The organism is Shewanella sp. 553, from assembly GCF_059338375.1.
In genome coordinates this window covers 2,858,588-2,881,114 of sequence record NZ_CM181701.1, presented here as the reverse complement: position 1 = coordinate 2,881,114, position 22,527 = coordinate 2,858,588, and the positions used below count along the sequence as shown (strand labels likewise).

Sequence of the window (22,527 nt, the reverse complement as noted above, 5' to 3'; positions counted from 1 at the left end):
TCGCGAAATTATGTTTTTTGGGGGCAAAAGAGAAACAAAACATTTTTGTCGTCACCATCAGGATTAGTTGTTATTCTCTCGGTCAAATCGATAGAGAGACCAAAATGGACGTCAAAGTATTTAAAACGTTTTTAGAAGTTGCGCAAACCCGCCATTTTGGCCGCGCCGCTGAGAATTTATATATTACCCAAGCTGCTGTTAGTGCTCGAATTAAGCAGCTAGAGTCTTTTTTTGATTCAGCACTTTTTATTCGAGACCGCAACAGCATTAAATTGACCTCGGCAGGCGAGCGTTTAGTCGGTTATGCCCATGTGATGGTCAATACCTTAGAGCAAGCCAAAAATGAGTTAGCCTTAACCAATAATAAAGCGCTGCAACTGACCATGGCGGGGACGCCTAACATTTGGGATGCCTATTTGCAGCACTGTTTAAGCAAGGTGACAGATGCCTTTGGTGGCTATGGCTTTATGGCACAGGCGCTCAGTCGTGAGCAGCTTAATCGCAACCTCATTGAGCGCACCTTAGATATGGCGTTTGCCTTTGACCCACTAAAGTCAGACGAATTAGTCTGTAAACAGGTAGCCGATTTAGTGCTGGTGCTAGTGTCGACATCGCCGTGCACTAAAGAGCAGGCATTAGCGGATAAATATGTGTATGTGGATTGGGGCACACGTTTTGCCTCAGAGCACGCCGAGCGTCATCATTGTGCGGTGCCGCCGTATTTACGCACCTCGACTGGGCGCATCGCGCTTGACTTTATTCTCGATAAAGCGGGCGCGGCTTATCTGCCATTATCGATTGTTGAGCCTTTTTTGACATCAAAGCAGCTGTATCGTGTTGCGGACGTCGAGCCTTGGCATCGGCCTATTTATCTTTCTTATCGCAAGGATAGCAGCTCATTAGAGGCGATCACTAAAATCCAAGAGCTGGTAAAAGAGATTGATCCCCTGACGGCATATACGCTGCAACAGATAGGGCAAATGCGTTAACCCATATCTGTAACTTATCGTTTACCCTGGCGGCGTTTATAGGCAATCGCAATGCAGAGCGCCGCGCCTCCCCAAGTGAGCGTTAATGCAAGACACATCATAATTAAGGCACTGTTACTCATGGCGGTTATCTCCTTTAGTCGATGATGTTGGGGGGCTCTGGTGCCACAGTCCATGATGACGTGAGCGCTTACTGGCAAAATCGATCAATAGCGCAAATAGCAACATGGCCGCCACCAGTCCCCAGCCCAACAGGAGTTGGTCGGCAATAGGGTAATCACCGTAGCCATTAGTCAGGGTGTTATAGAGGTTCTTAGCTAATATAGTGGCTAAAATGGCGGGGCTTATTATCTGTAAACAGATCTCTAACCAGCGCCCGACATGGAACTCAGAGCAATGATTAGCGTGGCGCCTGACTAAATTGACCTTTAACATCCAAGTGATAATCAGCAGTTCTACTAGGCAGCTCATTAACAGGGCGATGTTATTAATAAAGTAATCGACCAGATCCAGCAGTAGCAGTCCACCACTGGTGGCAAAGGCCATCGACACCAGATAACCGACCGCGCACACGATTATGGCCGCCGTTTTTCGTGGCAGATGAAACTTGTCGATGATCGCGCTGATAACCGCTTCTATGATAGAGATGTGTGAGCTTAATCCTGCGATAACTAAGGCCACAAAAAACAGCGGCCCAAGCAGTTGTGGCAGTGGCATCAAATTGATGGCCGTCGGGATGGTCACAAAGGCAAGTCCGATGCCTGAGCTGACCACTTCGGTCAAGGGCTTCATCTGCTGCTCAGCCATGTAACCGAGCACCCCGAAAATCAATATGCCCGCCAAAATAGAGAAGCCACAATTGATCAGCACTGTCATAAAGGCATTATTGTTAATGTCGGCTTTGGTGGGCAGGTAGCTGGAGTAAGCTAGCATAATGGCAAAGCCGACGCTTAAGGTGAAAAATATCTGCCCATAAGCGGCGGACCAGACTTGAATATCCAATAACCTACTAAAATCGGGCTCAAACAAGTAGTTAAGACCCGATAGCGCGCCGGGTAACAATAGCACTCGGGTGATCAACACCAACACCATAATAAATAGCATGGGCATCATGATTTTACTCGCCCGTTCAATGCCGCCTTTAACTCCGGTGAACACCGCCATTGTGGTGATGGCCCACGCTAAGCTCATGGCGGCAGCGATGCCCCACTGGAACTGCCCCAAATTTGTTGGGGAGTTATTACCTAGCTGTAAATACTGCTCAAAGAAGAAGGCGTTTGGATCATCCCCCCAACTCTGGCCGAAAGAGAAGCCTAAAAAAGAGATGGTCCAGCCGATAATGGCCACATAATAGACCGCGATGATGGCGGCAATAAACACTTGAAACCACCCCAACCACTCGAGGCGGAGCCCTAAGCTGGTGCCCAGCTGACTAAAGATGCGCGGGGCGGTTTTTTTGAGTTTATGACCTAGGCTAAACTCCATGATCATAAATGGGATGCCTGCGGTGAGCATGGCAAACAGATAGGGCACAAAGAAGGCGCCGCCGCCATTTTCGTAAGCCATATAGGGAAAGCGCCAAATATTGCCCAGCCCAATGGCTGAGCCCACTGCGGCTAAGATAAACCCCACCCTCGAATTCCATTGCTCTCGCTTCATCACTCACCTCGTGTCAGGCTGGTCCGTTAGTGCCTTAATTAACTGTAGCCGTTAATCCATGGATGAGTATGGAAAACACATTAAAACAAAGACAAGCAGTGAAGTGTGCAGCGTAAATTCGGTTAGCTCGAGCGCTGTTCAAGCGTCGTCAACTGCTGATAGATAGCCTGATTATGGGGCGTAGGGATACCATGAGCGGCTGCGCGATGGATAAGATAACCTGTTATGGCATCGATTTCGGTTGGTCGCCGATGGGCAATATCTTGATACATCGACGAGAAGTTATTGGCGGTTAAGTGAATAACGTCAAATACCCGCGCAATGAGGGGAGCTCTGGCAAGGGGCACTTGCTCAGCCTGAGCCACCAAGATCACCTCATCGAGCAGTCCTAAGATGGTGTGACGATATTCAGGGGCCGCCAATGCCCCATTGCGGCATTGATAAATAGCGGTTAAGGGATTTATAGCAATATTGACCGCCAATTTCTGCCATAGCATAGGAATAATGTCGTTACACCACTGGCTATTGGGAATGGCATTAAGTAGATAGGCTTTCGTCGTTTGCGTCAGCTCCTGGCCGCTAAACAAGCCAAGCTGAGTAAGGCCTGCACCGGTTTGACGCACCTGCCAGCGCTGCTGCTTTAACGCCCCTTGCGATGTGGTGCCAAGGCAGAGGGTTCGCCCGTTGAGATGGGGCGCAAGGTCTAGGTGTGGGCCCATGCCATTATGCAGCAATAACAGTTGGCACTCTCGATTAAGGCGCGGCAGCAGCGGTTTGAGAGTATCAATGACTTGATAGGCTTTGACGCAGACAATCAGTAGCGTGATGTGCTTTAAGTCAGCCTGCGCATCATCGCTGTTAGGGCTGATAACTTGAGCGGTGCGGGTTGATGAGACACCGTTTAGGTCGGTAAATTGCAGCAAGGTAGGCGTATTGTCGGCGCTAGCTTGTTGCCGGCCGATCAGCAGCGGCGCTTGTCCTACGCTGGCGAATTGATGAAACAGTAACTGACCGATAGCCCCAGCGCCGACAATAGCAATGTTGGGCTGGCAGTGGACAGGCTGGCTTTGCGGCGTGATTTGAGGGCTCGTCATTCGCTCAACTTTGCTGTAACGCACTGGCTTTAAGGTAACGCCGATACAACCACAAGCCGCAATAAAACAGCATGACGCCGAGCATGTCGGCAATAACGTCGCCGAGTGAGGCGCTGCGATAAGGCAGGCGCGATTGCACCGCTTCGATAAAGCAGGCGTAAGCGGCGAGTATTGCAGCCAGACCATACCATTTAGGCTCAAAGGCCAAATGGGTGAGTAGGGCTAGGCAGAAAAAGCTGCCTAGATGGCCAATTTTATCTAGATTGGGGATCGCTTGCGAATAACTCGGGCGAGAAAAGACTAAATAACTGATCACCAGTAAGGCGATAAGTAGGGCGATTTTAAAAATGAGTTTTCTTGAGTTCACAGGTCACGATACATCAGCGAATTTTAGCAATCATAGGAAAATGTCACCCTAAAGTCATTAATAATTAAGTCTGAGTCGTTCGCGCTAGCGTTAACTTTTTTTGCCCCCACTGACTGCAAAAAGGTAAACTAGCGCCATTAGATTGAGCGGCGAGATGAGGAATAAACATGCCATCAATGGATATCGTATCGGAAGTGAATGAAGTTGAACTACGTAATGCGGTCGATAATACCCGTCGAGAGCTGAGCACTCGGTTTGATTTTCGCAACGTTGAAGCTGAAATTACCTACAAAGATCATCAGGTGACTTTGGCCTCAGAGTCAGATTTTCAATGCCAACAACTGCTCGATATGTTGCGTAACCAATTGAGTAAACGCAATGTCGATCCGGCTTCGATGGAGGTCGCCGATAAGGCGATCCACAGCGGTAAAACCTTTTCGCTTAAAGTGACCTTTAAAGAGGGCATCGAAAGCCTAGTGGCGAAAAAGCTGGTTAAACAGATTAAAGATAGCAAGCTTAAAGTGCAGGCAGCGATTCAGGGTGACTCGGTGCGAGTGACGGGTAAGAAGCGTGATGATTTACAGGCGGTAATGGCATTGGCCCGCGAATCGGATTTAGGCCAGCCATTCCAGTTTAATAACTTCCGTGACTAACATGCTGTCGCACCAGATGACATCTCATCGTGCGTAAGCGTATCAGGTCTAAGTACATCAGGTTTAAGCGCATCGACTGCGGCTTTAACTAAGCCCAACCTGCCCGCGATTATAAAAAGCCCCGCGTGAGTCATCACGTGGGGCTTTTTATGGCTGTAAGCCTAATATCGACCTTATCGAGCATGGATTACTGCAGGTTAGTGCTCTGCTTTCGCGGCCGCAGATTTTGGCTCTGTACTGGCTTGGGATGCACTTAAATCATCACTCGGATGGGGCGCGAATTTCTGCACCAACACAATTAAGCCCAATACGGGAAAACCAATAACACTGGCCGCAACAAAAAAGTTGATATAGCCGAAAGCGTCGATATAGGCTCCTGAAAATCCGGCAATAAACTTAGGGAATAACAACATAATTGATGACAGCAATGCATATTGTGTCGCGCTATAGCCGCTACTGGTCAAGCTAGAGAGGTAGGCAATAAAGGCCGCGGTGGCGATGCCCGCGCTGAAATTATCGATGGAGATCACCGCCGTTAACAGATTGACGTCATAACCTATCATCGCCTGATAGGCAAATAACAGGTTTGTGAGAGCGACCATCAAGGCGCCTAAAAATAATATCTTCATGGTGCCATAACGGGCCAGTAATACGCCACCCGCGCCCGCACCAACTAAGGTCATGATTAAGCCATAAACCTTACTGATGGCGGCGATTTCAGCCTTGGAAAACCCCATGTCGACATAGAACACATTCGCCATGATCCCCATGACGATATCTGAGATACGATAGCAGGAGATCAACAGTAAGATTAGCATGGCGCTGTAGCCATAGCGTTTGAAAAAGTCGATAAAGGGTAAAATACTGGCGGTATAAAACCATGAAAGTGCCGCAGCCACCACTCTATGATGACGCTTAGCGAGGGCAATGTTAAGCTCTGCTTCTTTAGCGTCAGCCTCTTTAGTTTCCACCAGGGGCTCTTTACTCATTAAGGTGGTGATAATGCCGACAGACATCAGCGCGGCCATCACCAGATACGCGGTTTGCCATGAAGCAAGATCATAGGCTTCGCTACTGGGGCCGACCCATGCGGCGATGGTTAAGGCGCCAGCTGTAGCCACAATCATGGCGCTGCGGTAACCCACTTGGTAGGCGGCGGCCAGCGCAGCTTGCATTTTTACTGGTGCTGAGTCGATACGAAAGGCATCAATCACAATATCTTGCGTCGCTGAAGCAAAGGCCACCATAAGCGCAAAGAGTGCCAAGCGTTCCAGATCTTGTACCGGATCACTCTGGCTCATGCCCAAAATAGCGACCACTAATATTAACTGGGCAAACAGCATCCATCCGCGTCGTCGGCCGAGTAAGCGGGTAAAGAGGGGGAGTGAAAGGCGATCAACTAAGGGCGACCAAGCCCATTTAATGCCATAGGCTAAGGCTATCCAACTAAAATAACCGATGGCGGTTCTGTCGATACCAGCTTCACGTAGCCAGAAGGAAAGAGTGGAAAATACCAGCATTAAAGGCAAGCCGGCAGAAAAGCCTAACAACAGCAGAATTAACACCCGCTTGTGACAGTAAATAGAGAGGGCGTCTTTTACATGAGAAAGGGTCACAGACATACAACAGGTTTACAGTAAGGTGAACTTAGCTTAAACGCTACGGCGGCAAATAAAAAGCGAAAATCGGCCATAAAAAAGCTCAGCCTATACGGGCTGAGCTTTTTTAGACGTTATCATGATAAAGAGCAGGGCCTGTTACCGATACAGCCACTTGGACATTGGCCGCCAAGACTCAAGAAGTCACAGCATTCGTCTATTTGCTTGCGCAAAAATTGATTGCCGCGAATACTCCAGTCAGGCCATTTATCGAAGGCATGTATTAGGTGCCAAAACACTCTCTCCATATCACTTTGCGCATCACCCTGATGATTAAACTGTTGCCATTCTTCAAGGGTGTCCCATAAATAAAGCTGGATCTCATTGAAATCGAGTTGATTATTCAAAAACGCTTTTCCATATAGAGCCAGCTGGGGCGCTTTACTATCGATGAACTCATTAGGGGTCACCGTTCGCCTCCTTGCTGCTACACCGAAGTAAGTATAGTCAGCCATTTTTTGTTATTGTAATTTAATCCATCTCAACGGCCGTAGGCCAAATATGCTGCTGTGGCGCTAGATGAGGATAAACCGATTCTGCTTGAGTATTTTGGCGCTAAGGCAAACGCGCCACTTTGGCTGGTCGACTTTGTGATGAGGCTAACGCTTATTTTTGTTATCACAATTTGCGCAGCAACGACCTTTCACACTAACGACTCTTGCTCACGACTTTCGGGGGCAACTACTCTCGGGGTAATAGCGTTGCCTTGGTTAAGATTATCGGCGTAACAGGCACATCGGGCCATCCGAGCTTGCTATTGATAGCCGTGGGTTGCTGGGCCATGGCTTCAAGCACCTCCATGCCTTGGGTAACCTCACCAAATACGGCATAGCCCCAGCGGCGTTTAGAGGGATCTAAGCGTTTGTTATCGGCCACATTAAAATAAAACTGCGCCGTGGCCGAGTGCGGATCATTTTCCCGTGCCATGGCTATGGTGCCTAGGGCGTTACTCAAGCCGTTGCCCGCTTCATTGACTATGGGTTTATCGGTCGGCTTTTCGTTAAATCTTGGGTCGAGTCCACCACCTTGAACCACAAAGTCGGCAATCACGCGATGAAACAGGGTATTGTCATAATGCCCTTTTACGACATAGGTGAGGAAGTTATCGACTGTGATAGGCGCGCGTTTACGGTCGAGCTCAACCACAATGTTGCCCATACTGGTTTGCAGCTCAACCTTAGGGTAGAGAGTGTCAGCTTGTATATCGACCGCATGGGCCATGTTGCACAGTGACAGTAAAACCCATGCCAATATCCACTGTTTCATGTATTGCTCCTCGATGGGCTTATTGCTGAATAAACTGATTGAGTTCGGGGTCGTTAATGATTTTGCCCGTTAAATCACTCAATAGATCGTTGACGGCTAGCTCTAAAGTGGCGAAGTCGGCGCTCAGCGGCCCAGATACCGTATTGCGCGCGGTATAACGTTTGGTGAATGTTTGGCTGCTATTGGTGGCAATAACGTTGATGATAATGTCATTGCTGGCTTCATAGCCAAAAGTGGTCTCATTGACGTCGGTTAAGAGTTTCTCTAATTGCAGCTGCATATGGTTTGTGGCGGCTGGGTCAATTTGGTAACCGGCTTGGCTAAATCCTTGACGAAAAACCGTATCGAGCTGTTGACGCGGCGCTTCCGATGGGCTCACTAAGCGTGCGGCATCACCATCATGATTGAATCGGGCGACAAAGTTCGCCGAGCGGGTATCGATCATTTCAATGGCAATCGGTTTGGCTGCCATAGTGTGGGCGCTGATGGCCGGCAGCTGTGGATTCAATGCCATGTGGGTAGGGGCGTTACTGGCACACCCAAACAAAATGCCTGCGGTGGCGATAAGTAAAGTTAAGCGTCGCATAGTGGTGTTTTTTATAGTCAAAAGGTGGCATCAGCATACCAGAATCGGCCGTCGATTCCACTCTTAAGCACGCCCCCATGACGGGGGGAATGACGTGATATGTTACGCGTTTGTTGCTTTGGGCTGTTAACTTATCTCAGAAACCGTTAGAGTAAAAAATCGATAGCAAAAAACCAGTGCTCAGCGCAGCCTAACCCCTTGCCATGTTATCCCGGCGCATTGGGGGATTTGCTCAGTAGTAGCGCTTGTTTTGGTTAAACCTGAACAGTCAATGCGAGGTTCCAGTGACAGAGTTAATCTCCCCTGCGGCGCCAGAAAGCCTGATTTTACCCTCAGGAGAAGTCCAGTTTGGCCACTTTGATGGTCCAGTTGATTCTTTGGGACTGGCGCACTTTGAGTACCGCAATAACATGGATAAGCTGGCAAGCCGCTGGGCGCGGCATTTTCATTTTAAGCAGTTTCAATTTGTGTCGCTCCTGACGCCCCGATATGTGATTGGTGTGGCGTTGGCCGATATTGGTTATGTGGGGAGCGCCTTTTGTTATCTGTACGATATTGCAGCCAATACACTGGTTGAAACCACTTGGCTCAAACCGTTAGCCAAGGGGATGTCGATGTCGCCATCGCCTCGTCAGGGTAAGGCGTTCATTGGCGATCGCCGCGGCCGCATTACTTTTAATCTGGTCGATGGTTTATGGCAACTGAGCCTTGATACGCCGCAGATAAGCGCAGAGCTTGAGCTGCATCCTTTGGCGCTGAGCTTGCCAATGGCGATGTGCAGCCCAACGGGCTATAACGGTTGGACCTATACTCAAAAGCACAACGGCTTGCTCCCCAAAGGGCGACTGACCATTAAGCATGAGTCGCAGCCGCTCAACAATGCACTGGCAGGCTATGACTTTTCAGCTGGCTATATGCGGCGCGAAACCAGTTGGCGTTGGGCGAGCATTAACGCTCGAGTAGGCGATGCCATCATAGGGCTTAACTTAGCGGCAGGGGTTAATGAAACTGGCGCCACAGAAAATGTATTGTGGGTCAACGGGTCGCGGCATTTATTGGGGCCGGTGCAATTTGATTTTTTACGCAATAGTGAGCACATCAGCGATGATTGTTGGCGAATAACGTCGCTTGATGGACGGGTGGATCTGCGTTTTAAAGCGCGAAATTGTCGTCAGGAAAAGCTTAATTTATGGCTATTACAGAGTAATTTTCGGCAGTACATAGGTCACTTTGAAGGCGAGGTTATCGATGGCGAAGGCCAGCAGCATCATTTACAGCAGGTACTTGGTTTAACTGAAGATCATTTTGCGCGTTGGTAAGGGTCGATGCGCAGGTTGATTTTATTAACGATTGAGCGGGATAGACAAGATGGATTTTGATTGGTTGATATCACACCCAGAAGTGTTGCTCTTGGCCTTAGCGCCGATTTTCTTTATCTGTATCCTACTCGAGTGGCAGTATGGCGCTCGGGAGGGCCGCTTGCCGGCGAATTCGGCTTACCATTGGCCCGAAGTGTTATGTAATTTCACCTTAGCTGCGCTGCATCAAGCGAGCGACATTCTGACCGGTTTGCTGGTGGCTCACCTCTATCTCTGGGGATTTGGTTGGCGCCTATTTGATATTGAAATGAGCGTCGTCAGCTTTATTGGCCTTATCGTCGCCCAAGACTTTTGCTATTACTGGTTTCACCGCGCGAGCCACAGAGTGCGCTGGATGTGGGCGGCCCATGTGGCGCACCACAGCTCAGAGCATATGAATTTTAGTACGGCGTTTAGGCAGAGTTTAATGTACCCATTGGCAGGCATGTGGCTGTTTTGGCTACCGCTGGTTATTATTGGTTTCGATCCCAACTGGGTGGTTTTTGTGGTGCTATTGAACTTAGGTTTACAGTTTTTTGTTCACACTCAAGCGATTAAATCACTTGGGCCGCTAGAGTGGATCTTTAATACCCCATCGCACCATCGAGTGCACCATGGTCGCAATGCGCAATATATTGACAAAAACTATGCCGGCGTGTTGATCATTTGGGACCGATTGTTTGGCACTTATGTAAAAGAGGAGGAGACGGTGGAGTATGGCATCACTAAGCCAATTAATAGCGTTAATCCTTTGGTGGTCACCTTTGCTGAGTGGCGTGATATGTTGGCTGAGGCTTTTGCTAAAGGGCTCAGCCTAAGGCAGCGCTTAAGGGTGTTATTTGCGCCGCCAAGCACAGCGGCGCAAATCTCTGCCGTTGCCATAGCGCCAGAGCTGATGCCATCAGAGGCCATTGCCGCTCAAACAGAGTCCGATACGGCGCCGGTAAATGAGGCGCGCTAATCGGTTGATTTAGATTTATTAACCTGTTTTTTGGCTTGTAAAATCACAAATTTGCCGTTGGATGCCACTGTGGCGCAGTTTTTAAAGATGCGCTGCAGTTTAACGTGGTAGGCCAAATGACGATTACCCACCACATGTAAGATCCCACCATCGGCGAGTCGCCTAAAGGTATCTAAAAACATCTGCCAAGCAATATGATCAGTGATGGCTTCGCCTTGGTGGAACGGCGGATTACATAAGACTAAATCGGGCTGAACCTCATCGCCCAAATGGGTTAAGCAGTCATCCCAATGGAAGCAGGCTTGCTCGCCCTCAAGGTCTGGATTATCCAGTTGATTGAGCTGCCAGTTATTGCGGGCTGAGGCGATGGTCATCTCTGAGTCATCGACAAAATGCAGCCGGGCATTAGGAAACAACTGTTTGGCTCTGAGTCCCAATATCCCGTTACCACAGCCTAAATCGACAATGGACTTAAAATCGCCTTGGGGCATATTGTCTAACATGATCCGTGCGCCAATATCGAGTTTGTTGGCGGCAAAGACATTGCTTAAATTGCTGATCATTAATTGATATTCAGGCACATTCCAGCGGATCTCCGATGGCAGAGGGCGGGCGATGCCGTCTGATATACAGGTGATAACGCGGGTCTTTTTCCAGGTGAGGCTGGCCGTCGCTGGGCCTAAATGCTGCTTGAGTAGTTGCAGCAGCGCCTTATTTATCGATTTGGCTTTGGCGCCAATATAGACTGTGGTGCCCTTGGCGAGCACCTGAGATAACCTGTCGAGTTGATGGGCCAAATAGTTAAGGTTTTTGGGTAATTTCATCAACACCAATTCAGGGCGCTGCGGTAATACATCGCGGCTATTACACCATTGAATATTATCGTCAGGCAGTTGGTTACGGCCAAGATTTTGTAAGGTGCCTAGCTGGCTGGTTTTCGCATCGGTTTCTACAAGCAATGGCCAAGCGCTATTTTGGTGAGTCAGGGCGCAGGCTAAGGCGCCAAAATTATCATTAATAATGGCAGTGCGACATGCAGTTTGCTGTTGCTCAGTTAAGTGTTTAATCAAGTGCTCATCGGCGGCGTCCCAGGCCTGCAGGTTAGATTCCTGCTTGGCGGGATAACGATAAAGTTCAAGTTCGATATCGGCGACGGAGAATTGAGTTGTCATGACTGCACTGCTACGTTGAATTTGGGGGCGCGATTATCGCAGATTTCCCCCATCAGGTATAGTTAAGCTAGCGCACCGTTGACGTGAGTAACCCCTAGGCTTACTACGTTAAGCTCTGGATGCATTTTAATTCACTGCTCGAAATAATCAGGTGTAACGATAATGATTGAAGAAGCCAGAGTGCGTCAACCGAGTCTGGATTTAGAGGAGCAAGCCCAAGCCTCCCAAAGTAGTGTGCCGTTTACCTTAGTAGAAGGGTATCTTTCAATGGCGCAGCAACAGGCATTGTGGCAAGAGTCACTGGATTACCCTTTTAATCGTCCGCATATCCAAGTATTTGGTCAGTCACATGCGATCCCACGCAGTCAGGTGTGGTTTGGTGATAAGGGCTGTGATTATCGTTATTCGGGGTTGTTTATCGAGGCATTGCCTTGGCCTAAATATGCCCAGCGTTTACAGGCAAAGCTTGCCCGAGAATGGCGATTAAACAGCAATGGCGTGCTGGTAAATCGTTATCAAGATGGGCAAGAGTCGATGGGCTGGCACAGCGATGATGAGCCTGAAATAGCGCCAGGCAGCGATATTGCCTCGGTCACCCTAGGGGCAAGTCGCGATTTTTTACTGCGCCATAAACAGACAAAACAGAAGATAAGCTTAAGCTTGCACAGTGGCGATCTGCTGATCATGCACTGGCCGATGCAAGCGTATTGGCAGCACAGTCTGCCTAAACGGTTAAGGGTTAAGCAAACGCGGCTTAATTACACGTTTAGGCAATTAACACCTAACTTTCACCAAGCTTGATGGTCTTATTTTGACGTGGTTGTGGACACTTCTTCGTTATTCGCCCGTTTGCTGTTGATAAATTTAGCGACCAACTGGTCTTATCACTGACTTTTGTTAGCCAGCTCTCACTTCGACATAAGTGAATGTTTTATGCTCAGTAAGCTATGGGAGCATTTATTGGAGCCAGCGATGCAAAAAATGATGATTACAACCGTTGTGGGCAGTGTTACCCCTGGGGTGATAAAAGCCTTAGCCGATACCACACGCGCTGTAGGCGGCGAATGGGTCACCAGTAAGGTGATTAAGCTCGATAGCCAGTTTGCTGCCCTGTTGAAAGTGGCAATCGCAGTAGATGCAATCGCTGAACTACAACAAGCGTTTGCACAAAAATTTCCACAGTTACTGTTTAACTATAGCGATCAAGCGTTGTCACCACCTCAGCATACGCGCATATTAAAATGCAATGTCGATTGTCGCGATCGCCCAGGATTGACCCGTGAAATTGTCGACCTCCTGTCCAATCTAAACCTAGAGATTGAGCATATGGAGTTTAATCGAGTCCATGTTTCGACAATTGGCCAAACGGTATTTTCATCTCAGCTAGCTATCATCGTGCCAGATGAGGTGAGTGATGCCAGTGTGGTTGAGTTATTGGAAGGTGTGTCAAAGGATGCCCGGGTGAGTTTGGGTTGATGGTTGACCTTTTGGCGTCAGCGCAGTAATCTGCCGCCATCATTTTTGTACTCAATTGAGACAATGGCTATGTCCGTCAAACAGATTATTATTGAAAAGCTTACCGCTGCATTATCTCCTGTTTATCTGGAAGTGATTAATGAAAGCGACAATCATCATGTGCCGCCCAATTCAGAAACTCACTTTAAGGTGATTATTGCCAGTGAGGCATTTGAAGGGCAGCGCTTGATAGGGCGTCACCGCAGTGTCAACCAAGCCTTAGCGGATGAATTTGCCAATGGCTTGCACGCCTTGTCTATGCATACTTTTACACCGAGCGAGTGGCAGGCCGAAGCAGAAATACCTAATTCTCCTAAATGCCGCGGTTAATAACCGAGCCCACATCGCATGACTCATTCATTAAAGCGCTTATCACTAAGCGCTTTTTTATTGGTAAATCACTTAAGCTTTATTACTCATCAATCTTCGCCGTATCTTGGTTGGTATAGAACGCAGGATCAATTTATCGCCGCACCGTATTTGTTTCTGGTGGAGAAGGTGCGCCATGGCGTTGGGTTAGCATGAGTGAGCTCGCCAAGTGGGGCAATCTTAGTTGCAGATACTTTACATCCGATTAACAGTGACGCATATTAAGTCCAGCGTAATACTGAGCAGTGTTGATTCACCGCTATTTTAGTTGAGTTTAGGTGCCTCTCGCCATAAGTCATCATGGTTTGAGTCGCCATAAGGAGATAAAAGCAATGCCGTTACTAGATAGTTTTACCGTCGATCATACTCGAATGTATGCCCCTGCGGTGCGAGTGGCTAAAACCATGAAAACCCCCAGTGGCGATGCGATCACGGTATTTGATTTACGCTTTTGTATTCCGAACCAAGAGATCTTAAGTGAGCGCGGTATTCATACGCTGGAGCATCTGTTTGCCGGCTTTATGCGTGATCATCTTAATAGCGATAAGGTTGAGATTATTGATATTTCGCCTATGGGCTGCCGCACCGGTTTTTATATGAGCCTTATTGGTACGCCATCAGAATCAGTCGTGGCGGATTGTTGGTTAGCGGCGATGGAAGATGTGCTTAAAGTTAAGCAGCAGTCAGAGATCCCTGAGCTCAATGAATATCAATGTGGTACCTATGAGATGCATTCGCTAGATCAGGCTAAAGAGATCGCCCGCAACATTATTGCGTCCGGAGTGAATGTTAATAAAAATGATGAACTAAAACTCAGTGATGAGATCCTCAAAGGGCTGTAATTAAGCGACCATTTTATAATGATAAAAGCAGCTGTGGCTGCTTTTATGTTATCTATATATTGGCTTGCCGACATTCATTATTGCTCGTTAAATCACATGCCCTATTTTGGTTGTTGCTAAGGTGAGCTGGTGCTCACTTTGGTATTTATTTACGCAGTTATGGGGTCTTGCTGCTGGTTTTTTCAGCGAACGTTCGGCGAGTTCGGCTAGACCTTAGTCTAATTTTTATGCAAACGATAGCTTGGTGTTACTTAATTATTGAGCCAGAGTTTTACCTACTTTTTGATTCGCTCAAATGCTATAACCCTGCTAGGACAAGGGGCTAAATTAATTCGGCTTAATCTAATGATTAAAAAAACATAGAATTGTGATCAACTGCCCACAATAAAAATCCCGCTTTCCTTTTAAAACACCTGTATTTGCCATGGCGATAACTATTTATTTACGGTAAAATGCGCCCGACCAGCGTGATTGCGATCGCATTTCTGTAATAAATCTGCGCTAGCTCAATGAGATAGGATTTGCTTGAAGCTTCTCTCATTTAGCAGGAACGCGACGCATTATCTTTCCTTCATAACGTAGTGCTTGTGGATATGATTACAATAAAGAAAGGATTGGACCTACCTATAACAGGTGGACCAGAGCAAGTTATCCATAATGGCCCAGCCATTAAACATGTAGCTACTTTGGGTGAAGAGTATATTGGCTTACGTCCCACCATGAAGATCAAAGTGGGCGACAAAGTGCAAAAAGGTCAGGTGATTTTTGAAGACAAAAAGAATCCTGGCGTTAAATATACTGCTTTAGCCAGTGGCACAATTTCAGACATTAACCGGGGCGCTCAGCGTGTTCTTCAGTCGGTTGTCATTGCAGTGGAAGGGGACGATAGCGTTGCCTTTGCTAAATATGATGCATCTGCTTTAGACTCTCTTGACCAGCAACTGGTGCGTGACAACTTGATTGAATCAGGTTTATGGACCGCACTTCGCACTCGTCCCTTCAGTAAAGCACCTGCCGTAGATTCTTCTGCCGCTGGTATCTTTGTCACCGCTATCGATACTCAACCTCTTGCTGCCGATCCTGTCGTTATCATTAACGAGCACAAGGAAGATTTTGCTAATGGCTTAAAAGTCTTAGCCAGATTGACCGAAGGAAAAGTATATCTGTGTAAAGCGCCTGGTGCTGATATTCCAGCTGCCAATGCACAGGTTGAAGAGTTTGCCGGTCCGCATCCTGCGGGTCTTGTCGGTACCCATATACATTTTGTCTTACCAGCATCTGCAAAACGTACTGTTTGGCATATCGGCTACCAAGATGTGATCGCTATCGGTCAACTGTTCACTACGGGTGAGTTAAATACCCAGCGTGTGGTTGCTGTTGCCGGTCCTAAGGCGCTTAAGCCTAGATTGGTTCGTACCTTAGTGGGTGCATCGACGGTTGAGCTGACCGCAGGTGAAATGGCGGATGGTGATGTTCGTGTGATTGCCGGTTCCATTTTAAATGGTAAAACCGCCGTAGGCGCACACGCTTATATTGGTCGCTTCCATAACCAAGTATCACTACTTGAAGAAGGCAGACAGCAAGATTTTATCGGTTGGGCTATGCCTGGTGCTGATAAGTTCTCAATTACGCGTGCGTTTTTAGGCCATTTGTCACCTTCACGTCTGTTTAATATGACGACCAGCACAGGTGGTTCAGACCGTGCTATGGTGCCAATCGGTAACTATGAGCGTGTCATGCCTCTGGATATTCTTCCTACCATGCTATTACGTGACCTAGTGTCAAGTGATGTCGATGGCGCCGCCGCGTTAGGTGCGTTGGAGTTAGATGAAGAAGATTTGGCACTATGTACATTCGTATGTCCCGGCAAGTATGACTATGCGTCATATCTACGTGACTGCTTAGATACGATTGTGAGGGAAGGCTAATGGGCTTGAAACAGTTTTTCAAAAGTATTGAACCGCAGTTTGAAAAAGGCGGTAAATACGAAAAGTGGTACGCGCTGTTTGAAGCCGCGTACACAGTATTTTATACCCCGGGTCACGTAAACAAGGGTCGTACCCATGTGCGTGATAACCTCGATCTAAAGCGTATGATGATTACGGTTTGGGCCTGCGCATTTCCAGCCATGTTTGTGGGAATGTACAACGTGGGTCTGCAAGCGCAAGACGCCTTAGCCGCTGGTTTTGCAACGCCTGACGTGTGGCAAACCGCCTTGTTTGGCTTGTTTGGTACCGAGTTAACTGCCGACTCAGGTGTGGCCGCATTAATGTGGTACGGCGCCTGTTTCTTCCTGCCTATCTACGCGGTAACGTTTGCCGTGGGTGGTATATGGGAAGTGTTGTTTGCGACAGTTCGTGGCCATGAAGTTAACGAAGGTTTCTTTGTTACCTCTATCTTGTTTGCGCTGACACTGCCCGCGACTATCCCGTTGTGGATGGTGGCCTTAGGTATTACCTTCGGTGTGGTTGTGGCGAAAGAGATCTTCGGTGGTACTGGACGTAACTTCTTAAACCCAGCTCTTGCAGGTCGTGCTTTCTTGTTCTTTGCTTACCCGCTCAACATGTCAGGTGATACCACTTGGGTGGTGGCTGACGGTTACTCAGGCGCTACGGCACTGAGTCAAGCGGCGCAAGGCACCCTTGAGTATGGACTGACCCAAGACTGGTGGAATGCCTTCTTCGGTTTCATCCCAGGTTCAGTGGGTGAAGTGTCAACCTTGGCCATCTTGATAGGTGGCGCGGTGATCGTCTATACCCGTATCGCTTCATGGCGCATTGTGGGTGGCGTACTTGCCGGTATGATCGCGGTATCGCTACTGCTTAATGCCATTGGCAGCGACACTAACCCTATGTTTGCTATGCCTTGGTACTGGCACTTGGTGTTAGGTGGCTTTGCGTTCGGTATGATGTTTATGGCGACAGACCCGGTTTCTGCGTCATTCACTAATAATGCCAAATGGGCTTACGGTATCCTTATCGGTGCTATGGCGGTGTTCATTCGTGTTATCAACCCTGCTTTCCCTGAAGGCATGATGTTGGCCATCTTGTTCGCGAACCTGTTTGCTCCATTATTTGACCATTTCGTGGTTCAGTCGAATATCAAGCGGAGGATTGCACGTGGCTAATAATAAAGATTCGTTCGGTAGAACACTGTTTGTTGTTGTTGGATTATGTTTCATCTGCTCGGTATTTGTATCGACCGCAGCGGTACTGCTAAAGCCGACTCAACAAGAAAACAAGCTGCTTGATAAGCAAAAATACATTCTTGAAGCTGCAGGCCTGGTGGACACTAAGTCAGGTAGCGTTGAGAAAGATCAAATCTTAGCCACTTACAATAAGTATGTAGAAGCTAAGCTGGTCGATCTTAAGTCGGGAGAGTGGGTTGAAGGCGATGCCAACACCTTCGATGCCGATAAAGCAGCCCGTAACCCTGAGACCTCATTTAAACCTAAAAATGATATTGCATCGGTTAAAAATGTGGCTAACACCGGCGTGGTTTACTTAGTAAATGACGATAAAGGTGAGCTGAAAACCGTGATCATTCCTGTGAAAGGTTATGGTCTATGGTCAACCATGTATGCTTTCTTAGCGGTAGAAGCTGATCTTAACACTGTACGTAGTTTAGTTTATTACGACTTTACCGGGGCAGGGGAAACTCCAGGTCTAGGTGGCGAAGTGCAAAACCCGCAGTGGATTGCTAAGTGGGAAGGTAAAAAACTTTATGACGAGCAGGGCGACCTGGCGATTAAAGTGACCAAAAACCCAGCTATTGCAAACTCGGTACACGGTGTTGACGCACTATCGGGTGCGACCCTAACCAGTAATGGTGTGCAGTATTCACTCGAGTTTTGGTTGGGTGAAGAAGGTTATGCTCGCTTTATTGAAAAGGCGCGCAACGGAGGGCTAAGCTAATGGCTAACGCTAAAGAACTTAAACAGGTTCTGACTGGACCTATTATTAGTAACAACCCGATTGCGTTGCAGATCTTGGGTGTGTGTAGTGCTTTGGCTGTGACCAGTAAGATGGAAACAGCATTAGTGATGACCATTGCACTGACTGCAGTAACGGCCTTGTCTAACTTATTCATCTCGATGATCCGTAACCACATTCCAAGCAGTGTGCGTATTATCGTGCAGATGACGATTATCGCGTCGCTGGTTATCGTGGTAGACCAAGTCTTGCAAGCTTATGCCTATGACGTTGCCAAGCAGCTGTCGGTATTCGTGGGTTTGATTATTACCAACTGTATCGTAATGGGCCGCGCTGAAGCCTATGCGATGAAGACACCGCCAATGATGAGTTTCATGGATGGTATCGGTAATGGTTTAGGCTATGGTGCCATCCTGTTATCAGTCGGCTTCATTCGTGAGCTGTTTGGTAACGGTTCTCTATTTGGCGTTGAGATCTTAAGTAAGATTTCTGACGGTGGTTGGTATCAGCCAAACGGCTTGTTGTTGCTACCGCCGAGTGCGTTCTTCCTGATTGCTGCACTGATCTGGATTATCCGTACTATGAAGCCTGATCAAGTAGAAGCAAAAGGGTAAGCGCTATGGAACATTATATTAGTCTTTTAGTCCGTTCTGTTTTCATTGAAAACATGGCGTTATCCTTCTTCCTTGGTATGTGTACTTTCTTGGCTGTATCGAAGAAAGTGACCACCGCCATGGGCTTAGGTGTTGCCGTTATTGTGGTACTGGCGATTTCTGTACCCGTTAACCAAATTATCTATCAAGGGATCTTAGCCCCTGGTGCACTTGCTTGGGCTGGTGTTCCTGATGCTGATTTGAGCTTCTTGAAGTTCATCACCTTTATCGGTGTGATCGCCGCCTTAGTGCAGATCCTTGAGATGGCACTGGATAAGTACTTCCCACCGCTATACAACGCGTTAGGCATCTTCCTGCCGTTGATCACGGTAAACTGTGCGATTTTTGGTGCGGTATCTTTCATGGTTGAGCGTGACTACAACTTGACCGAAAGTTTAGTGTTTGGTGTCGGTTCTGGTATCGGTTGGGCATTGGCACTTGTGTTGCTGGCCGGTATCCGTGAGAAGTTAAAGTATGCTGATGTACCTGATGGTCTACGTGGTTTAGGTATTACCTTTGCTACCGCGGGTTTAATGGCGTTAGGTTTTATGTCGTTCTCAGGTGTGTCTCTGTAAAGAGACACCTTAACGGCTTCAGATTTTGAACCTTAAAGGATAAGTTCATGGGTATTATTGAATCTACTCCAATCGACGTCTATCTCGGTGTGAGTATGTTTACTGCCATTGTACTAGTGTTGGTATTGGTTATTTTATTTGCCAAATCAAAATTAGTCCCAAGTGGTGATATCACAATTGGCATCAATGATGATGCTGGCAAAGCAATTAAAACCAGTGCTGGTGGCAAACTACTTGGCGCACTCGCTGAAAACGGTATCTTCGTTTCATCGGCTTGTGGTGGCGGTGGCTCTTGTGGTCAGTGTAAAGTGATCGTTAAGTCGGGTGGTGGCGATATTCTGCCAACAGAGCGCGACCATATCTCTAAAGGCGATGCCCGTAACGGTTGCCGTTTATCGTGTCAGGTAAACGTGAAAGCCGATATGGAGATCGAACTAGAAGAAGAGATCTTCGGTATTAAGAAGTGGGATTGTGAAGTTATCTCTAACGATAACAAAGCGACCTTCATTAAAGAGCTTAAGCTGCAAATTCCTGATGGCGAATCAGTGCCTTTCCGCGCTGGTGGTTATATTCAGATTGAAGCGCCTGCTCACCATGTAAAATATGCTGATTTTGATGTACCAGCAGAATATCGTGGTGATTGGGAACATTTTGGCTTCTTTAATCTTGAATCAAAAGTGGACGAAGAAACCATTCGTGCGTACTCCATGGCGAACTATCCTGAAGAGGAAGGTATCATCATGTTGAACGTGCGTATTGCTACGCCGCCTCCACGTAACTTGAGCTTGCCTTGCGGTAAGATGTCGTCGTACATCTGGAGCCTGAAAGCGGGCGATAAGGTAACTATTTCTGGTCCATTTGGTGAGTTCTTCGCTAAAGATACCGATGCAGAGATGGTCTTTATCGGTGGTGGTGCAGGTATGGCCCCAATGCGTTCACACATCTTTGACCAGCTCAAACGTCTTAAGTCTAAGCGTAAGATCAGCTTCTGGTACGGTGCACGTTCTAAGCGTGAAATGTTCTATGTTGAAGATTTTGACGGCCTAGCAGCAGAGAACCCTAACTTTGTGTGGCATGTTGCCTTGTCAGATCCACAGCCAGAAGATAACTGGGATGGTTACACAGGTTTTATTCATAACGTCTTGTATGAAAACTACCTACGCGACCATGAAGCGCCTGAGGATTGTGAGTACTACATGTGTGGTCCTCCAATGATGAACGCGGCCGTTATCGGTATGCTAAAAGATTTGGGCGTTGAAGATGAAAACATCTTATTGGATGACTTCGGCGGTTAATCGCAGGTTCTTGTGATAATATCGAATCAGCATTATGTGATTTCACCCAGGGCGCTTAGGCGTGCTGTGGTGAAATCCATTGTTGTTAATCTGATTGATTATTAAGGAATACGGTCAATATGTTGAAGACCTTTATCAATAGGTTAGTCTTAATTGGGCTAGCCTTTTTTGTTTCTGCTTGTAACCAAGCGGCTCCCATGATCTCGCTATCAGGCCAAACCATGGGCACCACCTATCACATCAAGTTGGTCAGTGGTGAACAGGTGCCAAATGAGCAGCTTTTGCAGGCCGAAATTGAGCTGGCACTAGAAAAAGTCAACAACCAGATGTCGACCTATCGAAGTAACTCCGAACTGTCACGTTTTAATCAGATGGCATTGGCTAGCACTATCGAGGTCTCACCAGATACGGCTTATGTGATTCAGGCCGGGATCGACTTATATCAGAGCACCGATGGTGCGTTAGATATCACACTGGGTCCGCTGGTGAACTTGTGGGGGTTTGGCCCCGACAAGCGCCCCGTCAAAGTGCCTAGCAGTGAGCTGATAGCGCAGACCAAAGCTAAAACGGGTATCGAGCATTTAAGCATCGATGGCGTGAAACTCAATAAAGATAATCCTGACCTGTATGTCGATTTATCCTCCATTGCTAAGGGGTTTGGGGTCGATAAAGTGGCTAGCCTTTTAGCTAAATATCAACCTAAAGGTTATTTGGTGGAGATAGGCGGAGAAGTGAGCCTGTACGGCACCAAAGCCGATGGTAGTCCATGGCGTATTGCCATTGAGCAGCCCGATGTCGATGAACGTCAGGTGCAGCAGGTGATAGCGCCAGGTAATATGGCGATGGCAACCTCAGGTGATTACCGTAATTATTACGAAGAAGAGGGTCAACGCTTCACCCATATAATCGACCCAAGAACTGGTTATCCGGTCAATCATCGTCTCGCTTCTGTGACTGTGCTACACAAGCAGTGTATGATAGCCGACGGCTACGCGACGGCCATGATGGTGATGGGCACCGAAGACTCATTAGCCTTAGCCCAAGAGCACAATCTTGCCATCATGCTAATAGAAAAGCAGCCTGACGGTTTCAAGGTCTATTACAGCGATGCGTTTAAGCCTTTTGTTGGCTTGTGATACAATATTAGATCTGTCATAGGCATCATCGCTGTTTGGCAGTTCACCCAATTGATTATTGACGCATATTGTCTGCCCAGTAGGCGGTGTGCATTTGGAGTATATGATGGGCACTTTTTTAGCGGCTTTTGTGGTATTACTGCTGTTTTTTGTATTAATGTCGGTTGGTTATATCGTGAAGCAGAAAGCGGTTGCCGGTAGCTGTGGTGGATTAGGCGCCTTAGGCATCGACAAAGCGTGTGATTGCGATGATCCGTGCGACAAGCGCAAGGCGAAAATGGCTGAAGAAGAACGCAGCAACAAATATAATCAAGACCGCATCATATAACACCTCAATTTGATGTAACAAAGGCACCGATAGCGGTGCCTTTTTTATTGCCTTCTATGACTCTCATTCACGGGGCTTTCAGCCTAAGATTAGTGCCATATACTATACTGTGATCCTAT

Annotated in this window: 25 protein-coding genes; 16 read left to right on the top strand and 9 right to left on the bottom strand. The window is 47.6% G+C overall.

From position 1 onward, the window contains the following. Positions 1-104 precede the first annotated feature (104 nt). Positions 105-989 (top strand): LysR family transcriptional regulator, encoded by an 885-nt coding sequence (locus tag AC5YBZ_RS12745; RefSeq protein ID WP_494542984.1) that lies wholly within the window; start codon positions 105-107, stop codon positions 987-989. Positions 990-1,003: 14 nt separating this feature from the next. Here AC5YBZ_RS12745 and AC5YBZ_RS12740 read toward each other — a convergent pair whose 3' ends face one another. The 4 genes from AC5YBZ_RS12740 to AC5YBZ_RS12725 form a co-directional block, all read right to left on the bottom strand. Continuing rightward, positions 1,004-1,111, bottom strand: a complete 108-nt coding sequence (locus tag AC5YBZ_RS12740; RefSeq protein ID WP_475514581.1) for a MetS family NSS transporter small subunit — start codon at positions 1,109-1,111, stop codon at positions 1,004-1,006. Then, positions 1,104-2,648 carry a sodium-dependent transporter gene (locus AC5YBZ_RS12735; protein ID WP_494521164.1) on the bottom strand — a complete coding sequence of 515 codons (1,545 nt, stop codon included), beginning with the start codon at positions 2,646-2,648 and terminating at the stop codon, positions 1,104-1,106. Before AC5YBZ_RS12735 ends, AC5YBZ_RS12740 begins: the two co-directional genes overlap by 8 nt. A 122-nt stretch (positions 2,649-2,770) precedes the next feature. Then, positions 2,771-3,742, bottom strand: a complete 972-nt coding sequence (locus AC5YBZ_RS12730; RefSeq protein WP_475514579.1) for a ketopantoate reductase family protein — start codon at positions 3,740-3,742, stop codon at positions 2,771-2,773. 4 nt (positions 3,743-3,746) lie between these two features. Then, a complete protein-coding gene (locus AC5YBZ_RS12725) occupies positions 3,747-4,109 on the bottom strand; it encodes a VanZ family protein (protein WP_494542983.1) in 363 nt (120 codons plus the stop codon). A 167-nt stretch (positions 4,110-4,276) separates the two neighbouring features. Here AC5YBZ_RS12725 and AC5YBZ_RS12720 point away from each other — a divergent pair, with 167 nt between their 5' ends. Continuing rightward, the gene (locus AC5YBZ_RS12720; protein ID WP_110457805.1) at positions 4,277-4,762 is read left to right on the top strand and encodes a YajQ family cyclic di-GMP-binding protein; all 486 of its coding nucleotides are present in this window, start codon (positions 4,277-4,279) and stop codon (positions 4,760-4,762) included. A gap of 197 nt (positions 4,763-4,959) precedes the next feature. Here the strand turns inward: AC5YBZ_RS12720 and AC5YBZ_RS12715 are convergent, their stop codons facing one another. The 4 genes from AC5YBZ_RS12715 to AC5YBZ_RS12700 form a co-directional block, all read right to left on the bottom strand. Further along, positions 4,960-6,384, bottom strand: coding sequence for an AmpG family muropeptide MFS transporter (locus tag AC5YBZ_RS12715; protein ID WP_494523799.1), 1,425 nt, complete (start codon positions 6,382-6,384; stop codon positions 4,960-4,962). Positions 6,385-6,497: 113 nt separating this feature from the next. Beyond that, on the bottom strand, positions 6,498-6,830 hold the full coding sequence (locus AC5YBZ_RS12710; protein ID WP_494542982.1) for a hypothetical protein: 333 nt from the start codon (positions 6,828-6,830) through the stop codon (positions 6,498-6,500). Positions 6,831-7,101: 271 nt separating this feature from the next. Then, a complete protein-coding gene (locus tag AC5YBZ_RS12705) occupies positions 7,102-7,686 on the bottom strand; it encodes a peptidylprolyl isomerase (RefSeq protein WP_494542981.1) in 585 nt (194 codons plus the stop codon). A 19-nt stretch (positions 7,687-7,705) separates the two neighbouring features. Next, positions 7,706-8,272 carry a YajG family lipoprotein gene (locus AC5YBZ_RS12700; RefSeq protein ID WP_494542980.1) on the bottom strand — a complete coding sequence of 189 codons (567 nt, stop codon included), beginning with the start codon at positions 8,270-8,272 and terminating at the stop codon, positions 7,706-7,708. A gap of 284 nt (positions 8,273-8,556) precedes the next feature. On the opposite strand from AC5YBZ_RS12700, the gene AC5YBZ_RS12695 reads away from it, so the two are divergent. After that, positions 8,557-9,591 (top strand): DUF2804 domain-containing protein, encoded by a 1,035-nt coding sequence (locus AC5YBZ_RS12695; protein WP_494542979.1) that lies wholly within the window; start codon positions 8,557-8,559, stop codon positions 9,589-9,591. Positions 9,592-9,640: 49 nt separating this feature from the next. Beyond that, the gene (locus tag AC5YBZ_RS12690; protein WP_494542978.1) at positions 9,641-10,591 is read left to right on the top strand and encodes a sterol desaturase family protein; all 951 of its coding nucleotides are present in this window, start codon (positions 9,641-9,643) and stop codon (positions 10,589-10,591) included. Here the strand turns inward: AC5YBZ_RS12690 and AC5YBZ_RS12685 are convergent. Beyond that, on the bottom strand, positions 10,588-11,763 hold the full coding sequence (locus tag AC5YBZ_RS12685) for a methyltransferase (RefSeq protein ID WP_494542977.1): 1,176 nt from the start codon (positions 11,761-11,763) through the stop codon (positions 10,588-10,590). The two genes, AC5YBZ_RS12690 and AC5YBZ_RS12685, sit on opposite strands and share 4 nt — an antisense overlap. A 162-nt stretch (positions 11,764-11,925) precedes the next feature. Between AC5YBZ_RS12685 and AC5YBZ_RS12680 the strand changes: the two genes are divergently transcribed. From AC5YBZ_RS12680 to nqrM, 12 genes are all read left to right on the top strand, one after another. Next, positions 11,926-12,564, top strand: coding sequence for an alpha-ketoglutarate-dependent dioxygenase AlkB family protein (locus AC5YBZ_RS12680; protein ID WP_494521168.1), 639 nt, complete (start codon positions 11,926-11,928; stop codon positions 12,562-12,564). Between the two features lie 171 nt (positions 12,565-12,735). Beyond that, positions 12,736-13,239 (top strand): ACT domain-containing protein, encoded by a 504-nt coding sequence (locus tag AC5YBZ_RS12675; RefSeq protein ID WP_475514569.1) that lies wholly within the window; start codon positions 12,736-12,738, stop codon positions 13,237-13,239. A 69-nt stretch (positions 13,240-13,308) separates the two neighbouring features. Further along, positions 13,309-13,608, top strand: a complete 300-nt coding sequence (locus tag AC5YBZ_RS12670; RefSeq protein WP_475514568.1) for a BolA family protein — start codon at positions 13,309-13,311, stop codon at positions 13,606-13,608. Between the two features lie 371 nt (positions 13,609-13,979). After that, positions 13,980-14,489 carry an S-ribosylhomocysteine lyase gene (luxS, locus tag AC5YBZ_RS12665; RefSeq protein WP_494521169.1) on the top strand — a complete coding sequence of 170 codons (510 nt, stop codon included), beginning with the start codon at positions 13,980-13,982 and terminating at the stop codon, positions 14,487-14,489. 593 nt (positions 14,490-15,082) lie between these two features. After that, on the top strand, positions 15,083-16,417 hold the full coding sequence (locus AC5YBZ_RS12660; RefSeq protein ID WP_494521170.1) for a Na(+)-translocating NADH-quinone reductase subunit A: 1,335 nt from the start codon (positions 15,083-15,085) through the stop codon (positions 16,415-16,417). Beyond that, on the top strand, positions 16,417-17,616 hold the full coding sequence (locus AC5YBZ_RS12655) for an NADH:ubiquinone reductase (Na(+)-transporting) subunit B (protein ID WP_494521171.1): 1,200 nt from the start codon (positions 16,417-16,419) through the stop codon (positions 17,614-17,616). Before AC5YBZ_RS12660 ends, AC5YBZ_RS12655 begins: the two co-directional genes overlap by 1 nt. Next, complete coding sequence (locus AC5YBZ_RS12650) at positions 17,609-18,403, top strand: Na(+)-translocating NADH-quinone reductase subunit C (RefSeq protein WP_494521172.1); 795 nt, start codon at positions 17,609-17,611, stop codon at positions 18,401-18,403. Before AC5YBZ_RS12655 ends, AC5YBZ_RS12650 begins: the two co-directional genes overlap by 8 nt. Continuing rightward, entirely contained in the window at positions 18,403-19,035 is a 633-nt protein-coding gene (locus AC5YBZ_RS12645; protein WP_110457792.1) for an NADH:ubiquinone reductase (Na(+)-transporting) subunit D, read from the top strand. The genes AC5YBZ_RS12650 and AC5YBZ_RS12645 overlap by 1 nt, the downstream gene beginning before the upstream one ends. 5 nt (positions 19,036-19,040) lie before the next feature. After that, positions 19,041-19,649 carry an NADH:ubiquinone reductase (Na(+)-transporting) subunit E gene (gene nqrE, locus AC5YBZ_RS12640; protein WP_475514565.1) on the top strand — a complete coding sequence of 203 codons (609 nt, stop codon included), beginning with the start codon at positions 19,041-19,043 and terminating at the stop codon, positions 19,647-19,649. A gap of 47 nt (positions 19,650-19,696) precedes the next feature. Further along, on the top strand, positions 19,697-20,944 hold the full coding sequence (gene nqrF / locus AC5YBZ_RS12635; protein WP_475514564.1) for an NADH:ubiquinone reductase (Na(+)-transporting) subunit F: 1,248 nt from the start codon (positions 19,697-19,699) through the stop codon (positions 20,942-20,944). A 119-nt stretch (positions 20,945-21,063) separates the two neighbouring features. Continuing rightward, positions 21,064-22,080: an FAD:protein FMN transferase gene (locus tag AC5YBZ_RS12630; protein WP_494521173.1), complete on the top strand. Its 1,017-nt coding sequence runs from the start codon at positions 21,064-21,066 to the stop codon at positions 22,078-22,080. 106 nt (positions 22,081-22,186) lie between these two features. Continuing rightward, positions 22,187-22,408: a (Na+)-NQR maturation NqrM gene (gene nqrM, locus AC5YBZ_RS12625; protein WP_494521174.1), complete on the top strand. Its 222-nt coding sequence runs from the start codon at positions 22,187-22,189 to the stop codon at positions 22,406-22,408. Positions 22,409-22,527: the final 119 nt, after the last annotated feature.